The organism is Acidovorax sp. GW835-FHT14B10, assembly GCF_058793725.1.
The window spans coordinates 1-18918 of the sequence record NZ_JBXAGC010000030.1 but is presented as its reverse complement, the minus strand read 5'-3'; the positions used below and the strand labels follow the sequence as shown (position 1 = coordinate 18918).

Genomic DNA, 18918 nt, shown 5'->3' with positions numbered 1-18918 from the left:
CGCCGGCAAACCGCGACTGCGCGCCAAGCAGCGTCTCCTGCTTTTCAGCCGCTGTGGCCGAACTCACGCTGGCGGCCGCCAACCGAACAGTGCCGCTCAGACCGTATTCTCAAATTCGATCAGTGGCATTGGTTTGCCAAACAGATATCCTTGGTAGTGGATGCATCCCAGTTGTTCCAATAGCGCTCTTTGCGACCACTCCTCTACACCCTCCGCAATCACCCCCACACCCAGGTTCTGGCCCAAGGAAATGATGGTCCGAACGATGGACGCGTCATTGTGGTCACTCGCTAGGTTTCGCACGAAAGACTGATCAATCTTGAGTTGATCGATAGGCATGCGTCTGAGGTAGCTCAACGATGAGAAACCGGTGCCAAAATCGTCCAGCGAGAAAGTCAGGCCCATCTGTTTGAGTTGATACATCTTGGAGATGACATCTTCGATATCAGTGGCCAAGATGCTCTCGGTCAATTCCAGCTTGAGTCGGGCAGGATTGGCGCCCGTTTCGGCCAGGATGCTGCCAACCTGTAAGACGTAGTCCTTGGAGGCAAACTCCCGGGCACTGACGTTCACCGACAGCACCAGATGTTGTCGGCGCGGGTCGCCTTTCCAGCGGTTGATCTGCTGGCAGGCGTTCTCCATGACCCACCGGCCGACAGGCATGATCAGCCCCGTTTCTTCCGCTACGGGAATGAACAGCGCCGGCGATACCAGACCCTTCTCTGGGTGACGCCAGCGCACCAGCAGCTCTGCGCCTTCGACCTTGCCCTCCCGGTCCACTTGCGGTTGGTACAGAAGAACCAATTGGCTCGGAATGCCCGCCGCCAAGTCTTCTTTCAACTTGACCTGCTCCGCCAACTGGGCGTGCATGCTGTCCGTGAACACCGCGATCTGGTTCCTGCCCAGTCGTTTGGCTTCACGCATTGCCAGCTCGGCGTACAAAACGGCATCACTCACGCGTCGCGGCTCAGGTGTGATCAGGTAGATGCCTATGGAGGCGTGCGTGCTGTAGGTGCCGATTTCCAGGGCAAACGGCGTGTTGAAGCTGAGAAGCAATCGGTGTGCAACAGCCTGCGCCTGGGCCACGGCATGTGCCGTCTCATGCCCCAGATCTTCCAGCACGATCACGAATTCGTCGCCACTGATGCGGGACAGCGCTGTGTCTTCTTCCAGTAGGCCGCGCAGTCGCTGGGCTACGGCAATCAGCATCTGGTCGCCGGCTTCGTAGCCCTTGATATTGTTGAAAACACCAAAATTGTCGATGTTCAGCAGCAGCAGCGCACTGTGTGAGTGCGTGGAGGCGGTGCGCGCTATCGCTTGGCCAATGCGGCCTGTGAATTCCTTCCGGTTGGACAGGCCGGTGAGCGAATCGTAGTGGGCGAGCTGGTGCATGAACTGGCCCAGCGCCCGCGTCTCATCGGTGCCTTCGCCCTGACTGGACTCTTTGGCGTAATCGGCAAATGCAGCCTGATTCTGGGTGGCACGCGCCAGCTTGACGATTGGCTGCGCCACCTTGCCACCGACCACCCAAGTAAGCGCCGCAAACGTCCCCGCCAGCGCAGCCGCAAACAGCAACATGAAGGTGCGGCTCTCGCGGATGGCCGCATGGGCGTACTTCACGTCTTCCATGACGACGATGGTCCAATCCAGACCGCTGGTGCTGTTCACAGGCGGCACCATTTTGCGGGCCATCACATATTCACCGTTGGTATTCCCGGCTTTCAGCGCAGACAGGTCGGCGGCGATCTCTTGGCGCGGCGTCAGCAGCCAGTGGCCGTTCTTGTGCGCAATCAACACCTCCACAGAGCCCTGGCGATCGCGCTGATCGATGGAGTTACGCACCACACTGTTGACCCAGTCCCAATACAAGTGGGCCCCCAGAACCCCCACCACTTGCTGGCTTTGGTCGAGCAAGGGCACTGCCACATCGACGAATCTGAGGGGCTCACCATTCGCCCCGCGTTTCATGTGCGGTGCCAGCAGCTTGGCTTCGTGCGGATCACCCACAAACCCGCCCGACAGAGCCGTGTTAAACCAGGGCCTTGTACTGACGTTCTGGCCGAGCAACAGGCCGTCAGTAGCAGCCAACACCACGCCCTGCCTGTCTGCGAGGCCAATCCAAGCGTAGACCGGCTGACGGCCCTTGAGTCCATCAATCACCTGCCCGATGGAATCAGGCGATAACAGCTTGCTGTTCAACAGGTCTGCCATCATGGCCACTTCGGTGTGGCGGTTGGCCAGGTCCTCATTGAGTCGGTGCGCAATACTAGAGGCAATGGAATTAAGGCTGTCATGCGCTGCGGCCCGTAGATCTCTCTCGGTCCGCCAGCCGATGATGCCCGTGAGCAACAGACCAAACACCAAACCAAGCACACCCATGGCCACCGAGAAACGGGTCCGGACACTTCGGAATGGCGACAGTGCACTCAGAATATTTTTTTTCATCGTCCCTTCGGCTCCCTATTGATCGACTGTAAACCGCGCAGGGCCTATCGGACAAGTTGCGAACACTGTGGTCACCAAAGCAGATTGTCGGCGCGTTCAAGCAAGCGACGATGACAGCTTATGCGACCTGCTGACCAGGTTGCCACACCCTTGGCCCAGGTCCAAATTCCACCGCCACCCGGCCGTCATATCGGCACCCGCGTTCCAAGCTCCACCACTGCGTTGCCCGGCAGGCGGAAGAACTCCACGACGCCGCCGGCGTTCTGGCTCATGGTGGCGAACAGCTTTTTGCGCCAGTCCGGCATGCCGCCGCCCGGTGAGGGCACCACGGTCTCGTGGCTGAGGAAGTAGCTGGTCTCGAACAGCGGCACCGCCAGCCCGTGCGAGGCGGTCAGCTCCAGCGCCTTCGGTATGTCGGGCGTGTTCATGAAGCCGTAGTTCACCTGCACCCGCCAGAAACCGTGGTCCAGAGCCTGCACGTCCACCCGGCGTTCCATCGGTATCCAGGGCACGTCGTGGAATCGCACCGTGAGGATCACATTGCGCGCATGCAGCACCTGGTTGTGCTTCAGGTTGTGCAGCAGGGCCTGCGGCACGGTGTCGGGGGCGGCCACCGGGTACACGGCGGTGCGTTCAGCACGACTCACGCTGCGGGGATCGAGCTTGGCGATAAAGTCCCGCAGCACCACACCGTCGCGGCGGATGCTCTCCATCAACAGTTCACGCCCCCGACGCCAGGTGCTCATCAGCACGAACAGCGCCAGGCCCAGCGTGAGCGGGAACCAGCCGCCGTCGAGGAACTTGATCGCGCAGCTGGCCACCAGCAGCGCGTCGATGAGCAAGAAGAACGCGGTGGCGCCGATGGCCACTGGTGCCGGCATGCGCCAGCCTTCGCGCACAACGAAATAAGTCAGCACGGTGGTGATCATCATGGTCAGCGTCACTGCAATGCCGTAGGCGCTGGCCAGCGCTGAGGAGCTGCGGAAGAACAGTACCACGGCCAGCACGCCGATCAGCAGGGCCCAGTTGACACCGGGCATGTAGATCTGGCCCATTTCTCGTGCGCTGGTGTAGCGCACCCGCATGCGCGGCAGGAAGCCCAGCTGGATCGCCTGCTTGGTCAACGAGTACGCGCCAGAGATGACGGCTTGCGAGGCGATGATGGCAGCCAGCGTGGCCAGCGCCAGCGCGGGCAGCAGCCAAGCCTCGGAGAACTGGCGGTAGAAGGGATTCTGAATCGCCGCCGGGTCGCCTATCAGCAGCGCGCCCTGGCCCAGGTAGTTCAGTGCCAAGCCGGGCAGCACCAGGCCGGTCCACGCGATCTGGATCGGCCTGCGGCCGAAGTGGCCCATGTCGGCGTACAGCGCCTCTGCGCCGGTCAGCGCCAGCACGATGGCACCCACTGCCGCGAAGACATGCCAGCCGCGTGCTGACAGGAATTTCCAGGCGTACTGTGGGTTCAGGGCCGCCAGGATGGCCGGCTCCTGCACGATGTGCCAGGCACCCACCGCGCCGAGTACGGTGAACCACAGCACGATGATCGGTCCAAAGAAGCGGCCCATTACCGCGGTGCCGAAGCGCTGCACCAGGAACAGCCCGATCAGGATGGCCACCGTGGCCGGCACCACCCAGGGCTTGAGCGCCGGGGTCAGCACTTCCAGCCCTTCCATGGCGCCCAACACCGAAATGGCCGGAGTGATCAGGCTGTCGCCGTAGAACAGCGTGGCGCCGAACACTCCCAGCAGCAGCAGACCGCGGCGCAAGGCGGGACGCCGCTCCACCGCGCGGGCGGCGAGTGCGGTCAGCGCCAGGCCACCCCCTTCGCCGTGGTTGTCGGCGCGCAGGATCAAGATCACGTACTTGAGCGTAACCACCAGCATCAGTGCCCAGATGATGGTGGAGACCGCGCCGATCAGGTGCGGTGCGTCCAGCGGCACGCCGGTGTGCGGCGCAAATATCTCCTTGACGGTGTAAAGAGGGCTGGTGCCAATGTCGCCATAGACGACGCCGATGGCGGCCAGCGTGAGGGCTGCGAGGCCCTGCTTGTGGCCTGTGTGGGAAGCCGTACCGGGCAGGGGGGCGGTGTCGGGGTGCTGCATGGAGGGTCCTTGGATGCGCAAGGCTGCCACGATGCACCACCACACATCAGGATGGCATAAGTAACCCGAGTTGCCCTCAGTCTGTGGCGTCTGGCTCGGCGAGCCGGTAACCCACCCCGGGCTCGGTCAGCAGGTGCTGCGGGTCGGCGCTGTCGGCCTCCAGTTTGGCGCGCAGCTGGCCCATGTACAGGCGCAGGTAATGGGTCTGTTCGGTGTGCTCGGCGCCCCACACGTCAGCCAGCAGATGGCGATGCGTGACCACCTGGCCGGCCTGGCGTACCAGTCGTGCGAGCAGGGCGTATTCGGTGGGTGTGAGGCGAACGTCGACATCGGCCAGCCGCACGCGGCGGGCCTTCAGGTCCACTGCGAGTGGGCCGTGGCGGTAGTGCAGCAGCGCCGGCTCGCTGGCGCGGCCGCTGCGGCGCAGGGCCACGCGCATGCGCGCCAGCAGCTCGCCGATGCCGAAAGGCTTGACCAAGTAATCGTCGGCGCCTTCGTCCAGCAGGCGAATCTTCTGCCCCTCGGACTCGCGGGCCGAAATCACGATGACGGGCATGTTGCTGCTGCGGCGCAACTCGGCCAGCAGCGCCTGGCCCTCGCCATCGGGCAGGCCCAGATCCAGCAGCACCAAGTCAATGGTCTCACCGTGCGGCGCGTGCTGTAGCTGTGCCCGAGCGTCGGTCAGGCTGGCCGCGGTACGCAAAGCGTAACCCTCGATGGACAGTGCCTCGCGCAGCGAACTGCGCAGCACCCGGTCGTCCTCCACCAGCAGGATGCGATGGCTCATGGCCGGGTCTCCTGGGCCACCGGTGCCGACTGTGGCGGCGGGCCCTCTCCGTGCAGCGGTAGCCTGCATTCGAAGCGGCAGCCGCCTTCGGCGCCCGGGCGCAAAAGCAGTTCGCCCTGGTGTGCGCGGGCGATGGCGCGGCACACGGCCAGGCCCACGCCTGCACCACGACCAGCGTCCGCATGGGGCCCCGCTGCCCCCGTGTCGCCGCGCTGGAAAACCTCGAACACCTTCTCCCGCCAAGCGAGTGCAATGCCCGGTCCCTGGTCGCTCACGGCTAGCACCGCGTGCTCCCCATCGCGCGCAGCGTGCAGTTCCACTTGCGTATCAGCCGGGCTGTACTTCAGGCCGTTGTCCAGCAGGTTGTCCAGCAGCTGCGATACCAGGGTTGCGTCGCACCATAGCAGGGGCAGATCGGGTTCCACCCTGGCGCGCACGCGGGCACCCTCGGGCCGGCGCCGGGCGCGTCGCAGCACAGCGCCGACGATCTCTTCCGCTGACTCCCAGTCACAGCGCAACTGCACCGCCGGTGTATCCAGCCGCGCCAGCTGCAGGGTGTTGTCGGTCAGCTGCGCAAGTCGCTCGCTTTCTTCGACGATGCCGGCGGCAAGCAGCTGGCGCTGTGCATTGTCCATGCGCTCGCCCTGTTCCTGCAGGGCAGAGGCTGCACTCATGATGGAGGCCAGCGGCGTGCGGTAGTCGTGCGAGATGGCCGCCAGCAGGGCGTTGCGGGTGGCTTGCAGCTGGGCCTGATCGCGCGCCTGCTGCTCCTGCGCCGCCATCAGCGAGCGGTGCAGGGCGCTGCCCATTTGGTCGCACAGCGCCTGCAGGTGGGGGCGCAGTTCGTGCCCCTGCGGGTGACGGGCCAAGCCCGTGATCAATGCAGCCCCCAGGGTGACGCCACGGCCGCGCAGGGGCAGATAGGCGTCGGGCAGCCCGTCGTAACGGCCACTGCCGGCGCCTATGGCACGCCCATCGCGCACACACAGGGCCAAGCCGGCGCGCTGCTCGTCGTCCGGCTCACCCACCTGCAGGGCAGCAGCGTCATCCGGTGGACTCCCCAACGCGCGCAGGACCGACACCGCCACCGCGCTCCCGGTGGCTTCCTGCAGAGCTGTGCGCAGCGCCGCAGCATGGGCGGCAGGGTCCCCGGCATCGCGCAGAATGTCGCCCCACTGGCGCAGCCGCGCTTCCCGTGCTGCCACCGTGCGCGCGGCCTCGGCCAGGCGGCGCTGGCGAATGACCAGGCCTGCGATGATCCAGTTCACCAGCAGCAGGGCCACCAGCAGCAGAGCGTTCTGGCGCAGATCCACGGAGAAGGTCAGCCTTGGTGGAACAAAGAACCAGTTGAAGGCCATTACCGCCACTGCGCTGGCCGCCAGGCTGGCCCAACTGGGCAGCCAAAGGGCGGACAGCGCCGAGGCCAGCACCAGCAGCATGGACAGGTTGGCCAGGTCCAGCCGGCTTTCCAGCCCGACCATCCCAGTCCAGGCGATGGTCCAGGCCAGCAGGGCGAGGATGGTGCGCGAGAGATTGTTATTGCCCATGGCATGAGCCTAACGCCGCCTGCGTCAGGAAATCGTATGGGGCGGAAGGCTACTCGTGATTCAGGAATTGACCGAGTTCAGCGGCGTCTCCAGCAGCAGTGGGTGGGGAGGCAACTCCAGCCACAAGCCGAAAGTTGAACAACGCCGGAGCAATAGCTTGATTTCACAAGCTTGTTTTCGTTGGTTCAACAAAAAACCCGCAAATGCGGGATTTTTGAGGGTGCGCTGAATTCTCAGCAATTGCCTTTCTTTGCCTGCCCAGGTGGGCAGAAGTTCCCTCCACCGCGCGGGCTATCCACGACAACCGAGCCGCTCGGCGTGTACACCGCACACCCGCTCAGCAAAGTAATCACCACTGCCAAAATCCCTAAAAGCTGTTTCATCGTTGGTCCTCGTTATTCGGTTTCCTTATCTTATCTCTTGCCATCCGAGTCAATATCAAAGATCCGTGGCCGCTGAAGCATGGGATCCTGCCGGTTCAGGAAACCCATTGTCGAATCCATTGACGGCCTGCTCCTGGCTGCTTCCCGTCGCGCCGTAACCGCCAATCGCAGCACATGGCGCTCCGCTCGCACCCCTGCAAACCCACCCATTCCAGTGCGATACCCCTGCACTGATACCATCCGCACCCATGCCTTCCCAGTCCCCCACGTTCTTCCACACCGGCCCGCTACCCGGCTGCCTGTGCGTGGGCGGGGGCGCCGTGGTGCGTGAGATCTGGCCTTACAAGCCGGTCGCACATTCCTTGGCCCGGCGATAAACCTTCTTTCCCTCACATCTGCGCAGAACATCCATCGCCGGGCACCCGCCCAGCGCGATGGCGGCCGGTGGCTTTGTCGTGCACGCCGGGCCGCTCCTTCAGGAGATGCATCCATGTTCCCCCAGGACCTTGCCGGCGGCCCCACGTCCACCTGCGCCTTATGCGCCATGCGCGCCCCGGTTTTCGTTGCGGCCGCCACGCGGCGCACGGAGTGATGGCCATGGAATTCACCAAGAAGTTTCTGCGGGCCAAAAGCCCTTGTGCGGACGGTTTTCGCTGGTTCAGCCGCCATGTGGAAGATGGCACGGGCTACCAGGAAGCGCTGGACACCCTGGTCAACGCCGGGCGGGTGGAGGATGCCTGCTGGCTGCTGGCGCAGTTTGGCCCCACCAGTGCGGTGCTGGCGGTGGATGCACTGGAGGCCGAGGCCATCGTGTTTGCCGGCACGGTCGAGGTGCGCGGCTCCATCGACGTGGCCACGGTGATCCAGGCCGGGCGGTCGATCCGCGCGGGCGGCGGACTGCGTGCGGGGCGCGCCATCGTGGCGGGGGAAGACATTCGTGTGGCGGGTGGCATCATCAGCCAGGGCACGTTGCAGGCCGGCGGCGATGTGCGCGCCGAATGGGGCGTGGAAGCCGAGGGCAGCATCACCTGTGCTGGCGACCTGCGGGCCGGGTGGGATGTGGTGTGCCACGGCGCATTGCAGCTCAAAGGTGGCGGGTTTGTGGGGCAGAACCTCCTCGCGCATGGCCTGGTGGAGTGCGGCAAGGGCCTGCGCGTGGGCGGCCACCTGACCGGTGCCGAGAGCCTGCGGGTGGGGCAGGGCATCGTGGTGGGCGGTGCCATCACCGGCGTGGCGCATCTGGAGGCGGGCTGGGGCATCAAGGCGGGCGAGTGCATTCACACCCAGGGCGCGATCAAGGCCGGCGAAAGCCTGTGTGCGGGCGGCGAGATATGCGCGGGCCCGGGCTATGGCGTGTATGCCGGGTTGAATGTGCAGCAAGAAACCTGGAAGGCCTGCGCGCAGGTATGGTCGCGCGAGCGGCCCGAGGGCCTGCGCAGTGGCATGTGGCTGGGGGCGAGCCCCTTGCACCCTGAAATCGACCGAAGCAGGGCTTGTGCGATGCCGTCACGTCAGTAAGCAATAATTTCAGCAACATTGACCCCGGAGGGATGGAGCATGTCCGACGTGAGTGACCTCAGCAACGACGACGCGGTTTACAGAACCCTTCTGGAATCGACCCAGGCCATTCCCTGGAAGATCGACTGGGCGACCAAGAAGTTTGCCTACATCGGGCCCCAGATCGAAGCGCTGCTGGGCTGGAACCCGCAAAGCTGGATGACCGTGGAAGACTGGGCGGCGCGCATGCACCCCGAGGACCGCGACCACGTGGTGAATTTCTGCGTGGCCCAGTCCCAGGCCGGAATCGATCACGAGGCGGACTACCGTGCTCTGACCAAGGACAACGGCTATGTCTGGCTGCGCGATGTGGTGCATGTGGTGCGCAATGAAAAGGGCGAACCCGACGCGCTGATTGGCTTCATGTTCGACATCAGCGAACGCAAGAAGACCGAAGAGAAGTTGCTCGTTCTGCAAAAAGAGCTGGAAGCGCTTTCATTCAAGGACGGGTTGACGAACATCGCCAACCGGCGTCGGTTTGATGCCAGCCTCGAAGTGGAATGGGAAAGCGCACGCGGCAACGGGCAACCCCTGTCCATCCTCTTGTTCGACATCGATTTTTTCAAGCAGTACAACGATCTCTACGGGCATGTGCGCGGTGACCGGTGCCTGATCGAGATTGCGCAAACGCTGAGCCTGGCGCTGGACGGCCCGCGCGACTTGGTCGCGCGTTTTGGCGGTGAAGAGTTTGTCGTGCTGTTGCCGCAAGCCGACGCCGCGGTGGCCTTGAAAGTTGCCGAACGCTGCCAGCGGCTGATTCAGAAGCAGGCGATAGCGCACGCGCAATCCCCGCTGGACCAGCGCGTCACCGTCAGCATCGGGGTTGGCACCGTCACGCCAGGCGAATACACCAAGCCCTCTCGTTTCATCGAGGTGGTGGACCAGCAACTTTATGCGGCCAAGAAAAACGGCAGGAACCGGATCGAGACGGTCCAGGTGGCAGCTTGAGCGCGCCGGCCCGGCCCATGCCGCCACCCAGTGCTGGCGGTGACACCACCTCTGCATGGCAGGTGTTCTGGATCTTTTTGCGCCTGGGCCTGACCTCGTTTGGTGGTCCGGTGGCGCACTTGGGCTACTTTCGTGATGAACTCGTGCAGCGCCGCCAGTGGCTGACCGAGCGCAGCTATGCCGATCTGGTGGCGCTGTGCCAGTTTCTGCCCGGCCCGGCCAGCAGCCAGGTGGGCATGGCGCTGGGCCTGATGCGGGCGGGCATGCCCGGCGCGCTGGCCGCCTGGCTGGGGTTCACGCTGCCATCGGCGCTGGTGCTGGCCTTGTTCGGCGTGGGCCTGGCCGGCGGGTATGCCATGCTGCCCGCAGGCGCCATGCACGGACTCAAGGTGGTGGCGGTGGCCGTGGTGGCGCAGGCGGTGTGGGGCATGGCACGCAGCCTGTGCGTGGGGCGGGCGCGGGTCACGTTGATGGCGCTGGCCTGCTGCGGGGTGCTGCTGGTGCCCGGCGTGGTGGGGCAGGTGGGCGCAATGCTGGCCGCGGGCGCGGCCGGCTGGTGGCTGTTTGGGCGGGGCAGGGCGGCTGCGCCAGAGCCGGCCATCGGCGCGCCGGATGGCCTGCATGTGCCGCTGCACCGGCGCACCGGGGCGGTGCTGCTGGTGGCGTTTGCGGCGCTGCTGGTGCTGTTGCCGCTGGCCGTGCGCCTGTGGCCCGGTTCGCTGCTGGCCATGGTGGACGCGTTCTACCGCGTGGGTGCGCTGGTGTTTGGCGGCGGCCATGTGGTGCTGCCGCTGCTGCAGGCCGAGGTGGTGGGGCCGGGCTGGGTGTCTGCCGATGCATTTTTGGCCGGCTACGGCGCCACGCAGGCGGTGCCGGGGCCGCTGTTCACGTTTGCGGCGTTTCTGGGCGCGTCCATGCAGGTCTGGCCGGGCGGCTGGCTGGGGGCGGCGGTGTGCCTGGTGGCGATATTTGTGCCCTCGTTTCTGCTGGTGGCGGGTGCCCTGCCGTTCTGGGAGCCCCTGCGGCGCAGCCCGCATGCACAGGCGGTGCTGGCGGGCGTGAATGCCGCCGTGGTGGGACTGCTGCTGGCGGCGCTGTACGACCCGGTGTGGACCAGCGCCATCCACGGCGGCGCCGACTTTGGCCTGGCGCTGGCGGCCTTTGTGGCGCTGGTGTTCTGGCGCGCGCCGCCCTGGGCGGTGGTGCTGGCCTGCGGTGCGGGGGGCGCGCTGTTGGCCGCGTGGCTGTGATTTTTAAGCCAAAATAGCCGCTGGCGCTTGATGGAAAAGCGCCGTCAGCTATCAAAACAGTAGTTTCGGCGCCAGGGTGCCGGGCTTTCTTCTCGGCTTTTTGCGCACCGCGCCCGTCCTACCTTGAACTCTCCCGTCTTCACGTCCCTGGTTCCGGTCATCCTGTTCATTGCGCTGGGTTTTTTTGCGGGGCGGCGCGGCTGGATCCGGGCCGCTTCGGTGAAGGATCTGTCCAACCTCGTTTTCATGGTGCTCACGCCCGCGCTGCTGTTTCGCACCATGAGCACCGTGCAGGTGCAGGACCTCGACTTTGGCCCCGTGGCCGTGTATTTCGCCGCCGCCGGGCTGATCTTTGCCGCCACGCTGGTGGTACAGGGCTTCAGCAGCCTGGCGGCAGCGCGCGGCCTGGCCCACACCTTCAGCAACACCATCATGATCGGCGTGCCGCTGGTGGGGCTGGTGTTTGGCGAGGCCGGGCTGGTCACGCTGTTCACGCTGATCTCGGTGCACGCCCTGATTTTGCTGACCGCCGCCACGGTGGTGTTCGAGCTGGCCGCCGCGCGCGAACGCGCCCGTTCGGGCGACGGCCCGCAGCACTCCCTGCTGCGCACAGTGCTGCAGGCCATGGGCAATGGCATCGTGCACCCCGTGCCGCTGCCCATCATTGCCGGGCTGCTGTTCGCGCAGACCGGGCTGGTGGTGCCCGAGGTGCTTGGCAAGCCGCTGCAGCTGCTGGGGCAGGCGCTGGGGCCGCTGGCACTGCTGCTGGTGGGGGTCACGCTGGCTTTCAGCACCGTGGGCACATATTTCAAGGCCGCGCTGCGCATTGCCCTGGTCAAGAACATCGTGCATCCGCTGGTGCTGGGCGCGCTGGGCTGGGCGCTGGGCTTGTCGGGGCTGTCGCTGGCCGTGATGGTGGCGGCGGCGGCGCTGCCCGTGGGCGCCAATGTGTTTCTGTTCACCCAGCGCTACGGGGTGGCGCAGGATGAAGTCACCGCCAGCATTGCGGTGTCCACCGCGCTGGCGCTAATCACGGTGCCGGTGGCGCTGCTGCTGGCCGCCCGGCTGTAATTCCGCGTCCAGATCATTCGCGTCCAGGCGCGAAGCCGCAGGCAGTGCGGCAGCACGGCAAGGCAACGCAACAACCCCACGGAGGGTTGCGCAATGGAATAGGTTCGCTCAGGGCGCCAGCCGCTCGCGCACCCAGGCGCCGCCGTCCTGGCGGTAGCGCAGGCGGTCGTGCAGGCGGCTTTTGCGGCCCTGCCAGAACTCCCACTGCTCGGGCTTCAAACGGTAGCCGCCCCAGTGCGGCGGGCGCGGGGGCTTGAGCATGAACTGCGCACCATATTTGGCGGCATTCGCCACCAGCACGCCACGGCCAGAGATCACCTGGCTTTGCGGACTGGCCCAGGCGCCGATGCGCGAATCGAGCGGGCGGCTGGCAAAGTATTCGTCGCTTTCCGCGTCGCTGACCTTTTCCACCACACCCTCGATGCGCACCACGCGTTCGAGCTCCACCCAGTGGAACTGCAGGGCCACATAGGGGTTGCCGGCGATCTGGCGGCCCTTGCGGCTGTCGTAGTTGGTGAACCAGACGATGCCGCGTGCGTCGTAGCCCTTGATGAGCACCACGCGGGTGCTGGGGCGCAGGTCGCTGCCCACGGTGGCCACGGTCATGGCGTTGGGCTCGGGCACTTCGGCGCTGATGGCTTCTTTCAGCCATTGGTCAAACTGCTGCAGGGGGGCGGCGTGCGAGGCGTCTTCGTTGAGTTCGGCGCGCTCGTAGCTCTTGCGGAGGTCGGCGATGGAGGTGGTCATGGGTACGATTGTGCACGCCCCGATGCAATCGGCGGCCCTGTCGGTGCGCCAAGTAACCTTGTGCGCGCGCAGGGATGCGCGGAAGGCGTAACGTGCCGCACGGGTTGATTGCACGGCCCTGTGTGCGGTCCTGTTCGTGCGCCCATGAATTTCCTCTTTCCCCAGGAGAACCCACGATGCCCACCCTGAATATCAACGGCAAAGACATGGCTGTGGATGCCGACGAATCCACTCCCATCCTCTGGGCCCTGCGCGATACGCTGGGCCTGACCGGCACCAAGTTTGGCTGCGGCCAGGCCTTGTGCGGTGCGTGCACGGTGCACCTGAACGGCGCGCCCATCCGCTCCTGCGTCACGCCGATCTCAGCCGCTGCGGGCCAGAAGATCACCACCATCGAGGCCGTCACTACCAGCGACAAGGTGGGCAAGGCCGTGCACGCGGCCTGGGTGAAGCACGACGTGGCGCAGTGCGGCTACTGCCAGAGCGGCCAGATCATGAGCGCCACCGCGCTGCTCCAAGGCAAGAAGAAACCCACCGACGCCGACATCGACGCCGCCATGGCGGGCAATGTGTGCCGCTGCGGCACCTATGTGCGCATCCGCGCCGCGATCCACGACGCGGCCAAAACCCTGGCCTGATGGAAGGAGAACACCATGCACTTCGACGCTCATGCCCTGCAGGGTCAGGCCCATCTTTTCATGCCAAAACACCTTCAGGCGTTGATGGATAAAGCGCAAGGAGCTACGAATTCAGGAGTATCCGACGCACCGGAAGGCGTGGCGCGCCGCACCTTCCTCAAGGTGTCTGCGGCGTCGGGTTTTGCGCTGGGCGCGTTTCCGCTGGTGGCGGGCGCGCAGGGCAATGCCGCCGCACCGGCAGGCCTCAAACCGTTCGAGCAGCCCTCGGCCTTCGTGCGCATCGACGCCGATGGCACGGTCACCGTCACCATCAACCGCCTGGACTTTGGCCAGGGCGTGCAGACCGGCCTGCCCATGATCCTGGCCGAAGAGCTGGATGCCGACTGGAGCAAGGTGCGCAGCGTGCACGGCGATGCCAGCGCGGCCTATGCCGACCCGATGATGGGCATGCACCTCACGGGTGGCTCCAACTCCATCAAGAACTCGTACACCCAGTACCGCGAACTCGGCGCGCGCACCCGCGCCATGCTGGTCTCGGCGGCTGCCGCGCAGTGGGGTGTGGACGCGTCGGCCCTGCGCACCAGCAACGGCTTTGTGGTCGGTCCCGGCGGCAAGAAGCTGGGCTACGGCCAGTTGGCAGAAGCCGCCATGCAGCAGCCCGTGCCCGAAAAGGCCGTGCTCAAGGACCCCCAGCAGTTCCGCCTGATCGGCAAACCTACCGGGCGGCTGGATGCCCAGGCCAAATCGAGCGGCCAGCAGGACTACGGCATCGACGTGCGCCTGCCCGGCATGCTCACGGCTGTGGTGGCGCGCCCACCGGTGTTTGGCGCCAGGGTGAAGGCGCTGGACGACAGCGCCGCCAAAGCCATCCAGGGCGTGAAAGCCGTGCTGCGCGTGCCCACCGACCGGGGCGGCGAGGGCGTTGCCATCGTGGCCGACGGCTACTGGCCCGCCAAGCAGGGGCGCGATGCCCTGAAGGTGGAGTGGGACACCAGCGCGGTGACCAAGCCCGACACCACCGCACTGCTGGCGCAGTACCGCGAACTGGCGGCCAAGCCGGGCAACGTGGCCATGCAGGCCGACATGGCGCCGCTGGCGGGGGCTGCGCACAAGATCAGCGCCGAGTTCGTGTTCCCCTACCTGGCGCATGCGCCCATGGAGCCGCTCAACTGCACCGTGAAACTGGATGGTGACAAGGCCGAACTCTGGATGGGCACCCAGATGCCCGGCCTGGACGCCATGGCTGCCGCCAAGACGCTGGGCCTGCAACCGCAGAACGTGAAGGTGCACACCCAGATGGCCGGTGGCGGCTTTGGCCGCCGCGCCATTCCCACCAGCGACTACGTGGTGGAGGCCTGCGGCGTGGCCAAGGCCGCGCGCACGGCAGGCCTCAGCGCGCCGGTGCGCACCCTGTGGAGCCGTGAGGACGACATCCAGGGCGGCTACTACCGCCCCATGCATGTGCACCGCGCCGAGATCGGTTTGGATGCACAGGGCAAGATCCTGGCGTGGGACCACACCATCGTCGGCCAGTCCATCACCAAGGGTTCGCCGTTCGAGGCCTTCATGCTCAAGAACGGCATCGACGCCACCGCCATCGAAGGCATGAAGGAGCCCTACGATGTGCCCATGAAGCTGTCGGTGCACCACCCCGACGTGAACGTGCCCGTGCTGTGGTGGCGCAGCGTGGGCTCCACCCACACGGCCTACGTGATGGAAACCTTGATCGACGAGGCGGCCCGCGCCAGCAAGCAGGACCCGGTGGCTTACCGCATGGCCCTGATGGGCGACAAGCACCCGCGCCACAAGGCGGCGCTGCAGCTGGCCGTGGCCCAGTCGGGCTATGGCAAGAAAAAGCTGGCGGCCGGCCGCGCCTGGGGCGTCGCGGTGCACGAGTCGTTCAGTTCGGTGGTGGCCTATGTGGTCGAGGCGTCGGTGAAAGACGGCACGCCCAGGCTGCACCGCATCACCGCCGGCGTGCACTGCAATCTGGTGGTCAATCCCAAGAGTGTGGAAGCCCAGGTGCAGGGTGCCGCGCTGATGGGCCTGGGCATGTGCCTGCCGGGCGCTGCCATCACGCTCAAGGACGGTGTGGTGGAGCAAAGCAACTTTGGCGACTACGCCGTGCCGCGCATCACCGACATGCCCCAGGTAACCGTGCACATCGTGCCCAGTGCCGACCCACCCACCGGCATGGGCGAACCCGGCCTGCCACCGCTGGCACCGGCGTTTGCCAACGCCATTGCCCAGATCACGGGCAAGACGCCGCGCGAGCTGCCATTCAAGCTGGCGTGATGGCAGGAGAAGACCGCATTCCTTCCGTCGCGCAGCCCGTGGTGCTGGTACTGGCCTCGGGCCGGGGCGAGCGCTTTGCCGCATCGGGCGGCGCCGTGCACAAGCTGCGCGCTCCGCTGGCGGGGCGGACGGTGCTGGAGCACACGCTGGCCGCCGTGCGCGCCAGCGGTTTGCCCTGGCATCTGGAGGATGCGGGCCACCCCGGCATGGGCGATTCGATTGCCGCAGCGGTGCGCGCCACGGCGGGTGCCCCCGGTTGGCTGGTGCTGCCCGGGGATCTGCCGCTGGTCCAGCCCGAAACCCTGCGCGCCATCGCCACCGCCCTGGCCGACTGTGCCGTGGCGGTGCCGGTGCACCAGGGTGAGCGCGGTCACCCCGTGGGTTTTGCGGCGCAATGCCTGCCCGGGCTGTTGGCCCTGGCGGGCGAGCAGGGCGCCGCGAGCGTGGTGCGCCAGCAGGCGCAGCAGGGCAGGGTGCGGTGGGTGGAGGTGCAAGACGTGGGCACCGTGACCGATGTGGACACCGTGCAGGACCTGGGGCGCGCCGCGCAGTTGCTGGCAGCGCGCCAGTAGCGGAGCGTTTACTTTGCCGTGATCACGGCGCAGGCCAGGCGCGGACCGGCATTGCCGGTGGGCTGGGTCTGGTAGTCGTCGGGGTCGCGGTGCACGATCAGGCCCTTGCCGACGATGTCGTTGGCGCTGCCACCCACGCGAATGGTGCGCGACTCGAAGCGGAATGCAGCCACGCCGCTGGCGTCGGCCTTGAGACTGGGCAGGTCGCCCGTGTGGTGCTCGCCCATGCCGTGGTGGCCGTGCGGCTTGCCGCCCGGATTGAAGTGGCCGCCGGTGCCCAGGCCGTCGCCGCTGGAGCAATCGCCTTTTTCATGGATGTGGAAACCATGCTCTGCGCCCGGCTTCAGGCCGCTGATGGTGCCCGACACCTTCACCAGGTCGCCCGACTGGACAAACGTCACCGTGCCGGCAGCAGTGTTGCCGCGCGTGGGTTGGAGTTGGGCGGTGGCGCTGGGACCCGCGGAATAGGCGGCGCAGCCCGCCAGAGAGGCCACCAGGGCGGCCGATAGGAAAACGGTGTGCAATGACATGCCTGAGACTCCTGAAAAAGGTTGGCGGTAAGCACCGGCCGGCACTCACACAGGGTGGGGTGCCTGCCACAGGCGCCGCAGGCCAGCACCTTCGTGCCCCGTGGCGTATTCTCCATCTTGCGGTATGGAACGACAACGGCCATCCCCGGCGATTGCAACGGTGCCAGAGCCAGCGGCTCACACCGCCAGCCCCCATTGCCTTTGGCTGCCGCTGTCAGCCTCACCGCCCGCACGGCTCCGACCCGCGAACCATCGCGAACGTTGACGACAACGAGGCCTGCGATGAGGGATGTGGTGGCAACCAGGCGCATGGCCCTTTATCGAAGGAGGCCTGGGCTCAGTGCCGATGGTGTGTCAGCGCAATCAGACGGGCCAGGGCCTGGTCCTGGATACCATGCCGGAGCAACTCTTCATGGGTGCTCCGCGCATAGTCGCGCGTGGTGCCAAAGCGCCCGCTGGCCTGCTCGAAAATGCGGCGGTATTCCTGGTCGGGCAGCACGCCGGTGTGGTTGGGGCTCTTGCGCGACAGGGTGAAGGCGAGGGCGCGCACAGGGCCGTGCGGGGTCTGGCAGGCCAGCCAGCGCGGGTCGTACACGGCGGTGACCATTTCGCGCTGCCACAGGTTGGCCAGGACCTGCGGGGCATGCGCCTTGTCCACCCGGAACACCATGCCCCGGCAGCTGCCGCCCGAGAGCATGCCAAACACCAGGCCCGGGCATTCGGGCGTGCCCCGGTTGACGCGGCTCCACATCTTGAGTGCGCGGTGCCAGCCGTGCACCTTGGCGGCTCTGCGCTCTGCGTAGTCAAAATCCGGGCGCCAGATGAGCGAGCCATAGCCAAACACCCACAGGTCCTCGTGGCCGCCCCATTCGAACAGGGCGCGCTCCAGCATGGGTGCAGGATCTCGCAGGGGGGCGGGCAGATTCGTCATGCGTTCACTCTACAATCCAAGGCTTTGTTTCAACAGACCGGATGCGCCGCCTTGTGGGTTGCGCGCTACGGGCACCACCATTTTTACGAGGATTTCCCATGTCTGACGACGACAGCCAAGAACGTTTTGCCCTCGGTTTCCTGATTGCGCTGATTGCACTGCTGATTTCCGTGGTGGTGGGCTCCGTGGTGGTCAAGCGCGTGGGCGGCTCGGCAGCACCCAAGCCCGCTGCAACCGCTGTAGCAAGCAACGCGCCAGCAGCACCAGCCGCTGACGCAGCAGCCACCGACGGCGCCAGCGTGCGCGTGGAAAACGGCGTGGTGAAGTTCTACTTTGCCAGCGCCAAGGCCGACCTGGCTGCGGGCGCCAATGAAGCTCTGGCCGATGTGGTCAAGGGTGTAGCCGAGGGCAAGACGGCTGTGGTTTCGGGATTCCACGACACCACGGGCGATGCCGCCCTGAATGCCGAGCTGGCCAAGCAACGCGCCTTTGCCGTGCGCGACGCGCTCAAGGCCCTGGGTGTGGCAGAAGACAAGATCGAACTGAAGAAGCCCGAGGAAACCACCGCCAGCGGCAGCAACGCCGAAGCCCGTCGCGTGGAAGTGGCGCTGAGCGCCCAGTGACCAAGCGCTTGCGTTGAACAAAAACCCGGCAATGCCGGGTTTTTTATGGTCCAAACATTCTGCTAGCGCTTGTCGGTAAATCCCCAGCCGCTATTTATTTAATAGTAAATTAATCAGCGTAAACCAGCGCCGCCCGTACCCTCTGCGCGCTGGATCAGTTCAATCTTGTAGCTGATTGCTGTGTTTGCCTTCATCTTTGGAATATATATAAATCAATAACTTATTGAGTGCATGAGGGCTGATAGACGCCTCAAAAGCACCTGAAGACGCCACAAGATGGCGGCTGAAACTTGATCAGATCATGCGATGATCCATCTCATTGAAGCGATGGAGATGTGACATGGCAAAACCCAGACTGAAGCCATCCGGGAAGTGGGAAATAGGGCTGAGGCACCCATCGCTTCCGAACGGGCGCAAGTGACCTTGCCCCTGAACAGTGGAGTTCTTGGCCTTGTTGAAAATACCGACAAGGAGTCAAGAGATGACGGCAAAGCA

Annotated in this window: 15 protein-coding genes; 8 read left to right on the top strand and 7 right to left on the bottom strand. The window is 65.5% G+C overall.

Annotated elements, in window-relative coordinates; translation table 11 throughout:
• Window positions 1-96: 96 nt before the first annotated feature.
• The 4 genes from AC1Q5S_RS18670 to AC1Q5S_RS18655 form a co-directional block, all read right to left on the bottom strand.
• Window positions 97-2445 (bottom strand): putative bifunctional diguanylate cyclase/phosphodiesterase, encoded by a 2349-nt coding sequence (locus AC1Q5S_RS18670; protein ID WP_492239216.1) that lies wholly within the window; start codon window positions 2443-2445, stop codon window positions 97-99.
• A 185-nt stretch (window positions 2446-2630) separates the two neighbouring features.
• On the bottom strand, window positions 2631-4544 hold the full coding sequence (locus tag AC1Q5S_RS18665) for a potassium transporter Kup (RefSeq protein WP_492239215.1): 1914 nt from the start codon (window positions 4542-4544) through the stop codon (window positions 2631-2633).
• A gap of 76 nt (window positions 4545-4620) precedes the next feature.
• Complete coding sequence (locus tag AC1Q5S_RS18660) at window positions 4621-5331, bottom strand: response regulator (RefSeq protein ID WP_492239214.1); 711 nt, start codon at window positions 5329-5331, stop codon at window positions 4621-4623.
• On the bottom strand, window positions 5328-6878 hold the full coding sequence (locus AC1Q5S_RS18655; protein WP_492239213.1) for an ATP-binding protein: 1551 nt from the start codon (window positions 6876-6878) through the stop codon (window positions 5328-5330). The genes AC1Q5S_RS18660 and AC1Q5S_RS18655 overlap by 4 nt, the downstream gene beginning before the upstream one ends.
• 980 nt (window positions 6879-7858) lie before the next feature.
• On the opposite strand from AC1Q5S_RS18655, the gene AC1Q5S_RS18650 reads away from it, so the two are divergent.
• The 4 genes from AC1Q5S_RS18650 (at window position 7859) to AC1Q5S_RS18635 (ending at window position 12087) form a co-directional block, all read left to right on the top strand.
• Window positions 7859-8779 (top strand): FapA family protein, encoded by a 921-nt coding sequence (locus AC1Q5S_RS18650; protein ID WP_492239212.1) that lies wholly within the window; start codon window positions 7859-7861, stop codon window positions 8777-8779.
• Window positions 8780-8818: 39 nt separating this feature from the next.
• Window positions 8819-9766, top strand: coding sequence for a sensor domain-containing diguanylate cyclase (locus tag AC1Q5S_RS18645; protein WP_303836072.1), 948 nt, complete (start codon window positions 8819-8821; stop codon window positions 9764-9766).
• A gap of 17 nt (window positions 9767-9783) precedes the next feature.
• Entirely contained in the window at window positions 9784-11016 is a 1233-nt protein-coding gene (gene chrA / locus AC1Q5S_RS18640; protein ID WP_492239211.1) for a chromate efflux transporter, read from the top strand.
• Between the two features lie 123 nt (window positions 11017-11139).
• Complete coding sequence (locus tag AC1Q5S_RS18635) at window positions 11140-12087, top strand: AEC family transporter (RefSeq protein WP_303836076.1); 948 nt, start codon at window positions 11140-11142, stop codon at window positions 12085-12087.
• 108 nt (window positions 12088-12195) lie between these two features.
• On the opposite strand, the gene pdxH is transcribed toward AC1Q5S_RS18635, so the two are convergent.
• Window positions 12196-12834, bottom strand: coding sequence for a pyridoxamine 5'-phosphate oxidase (pdxH, locus tag AC1Q5S_RS18630; RefSeq protein WP_303836078.1), 639 nt, complete (start codon window positions 12832-12834; stop codon window positions 12196-12198).
• A gap of 176 nt (window positions 12835-13010) precedes the next feature.
• On the opposite strand from pdxH, the gene AC1Q5S_RS18625 reads away from it, so the two are divergent.
• From AC1Q5S_RS18625 to AC1Q5S_RS18615, 3 genes are read left to right on the top strand one after another with little or no spacing between them, the layout of a single operon-like run.
• The gene (locus AC1Q5S_RS18625) at window positions 13011-13472 is read left to right on the top strand and encodes a (2Fe-2S)-binding protein (protein ID WP_303836080.1); all 462 of its coding nucleotides are present in this window, start codon (window positions 13011-13013) and stop codon (window positions 13470-13472) included.
• Between the two features lie 15 nt (window positions 13473-13487).
• Window positions 13488-15767: a xanthine dehydrogenase family protein molybdopterin-binding subunit gene (locus AC1Q5S_RS18620; protein WP_492239210.1), complete on the top strand. Its 2280-nt coding sequence runs from the start codon at window positions 13488-13490 to the stop codon at window positions 15765-15767.
• Window positions 15767-16339, top strand: coding sequence for a nucleotidyltransferase family protein (locus tag AC1Q5S_RS18615; protein WP_492239209.1), 573 nt, complete (start codon window positions 15767-15769; stop codon window positions 16337-16339). The genes AC1Q5S_RS18620 and AC1Q5S_RS18615 overlap by 1 nt, the downstream gene beginning before the upstream one ends.
• 8 nt (window positions 16340-16347) lie before the next feature.
• On the opposite strand, the gene AC1Q5S_RS18610 is transcribed toward AC1Q5S_RS18615, so the two are convergent.
• On the bottom strand, window positions 16348-16869 hold the full coding sequence (locus AC1Q5S_RS18610; RefSeq protein WP_303836086.1) for a superoxide dismutase family protein: 522 nt from the start codon (window positions 16867-16869) through the stop codon (window positions 16348-16350).
• A 337-nt stretch (window positions 16870-17206) separates the two neighbouring features.
• On the bottom strand, window positions 17207-17800 hold the full coding sequence (locus AC1Q5S_RS18605; protein ID WP_303836088.1) for a gamma-glutamylcyclotransferase: 594 nt from the start codon (window positions 17798-17800) through the stop codon (window positions 17207-17209).
• 98 nt (window positions 17801-17898) lie between these two features.
• Here AC1Q5S_RS18605 and AC1Q5S_RS18600 point away from each other — a divergent pair, with 98 nt between their 5' ends.
• Window positions 17899-18423, top strand: a complete 525-nt coding sequence (locus AC1Q5S_RS18600; RefSeq protein ID WP_303836090.1) for an OmpA family protein — start codon at window positions 17899-17901, stop codon at window positions 18421-18423.
• The last annotated feature ends 495 nt before the right edge of the window (window positions 18424-18918 follow it).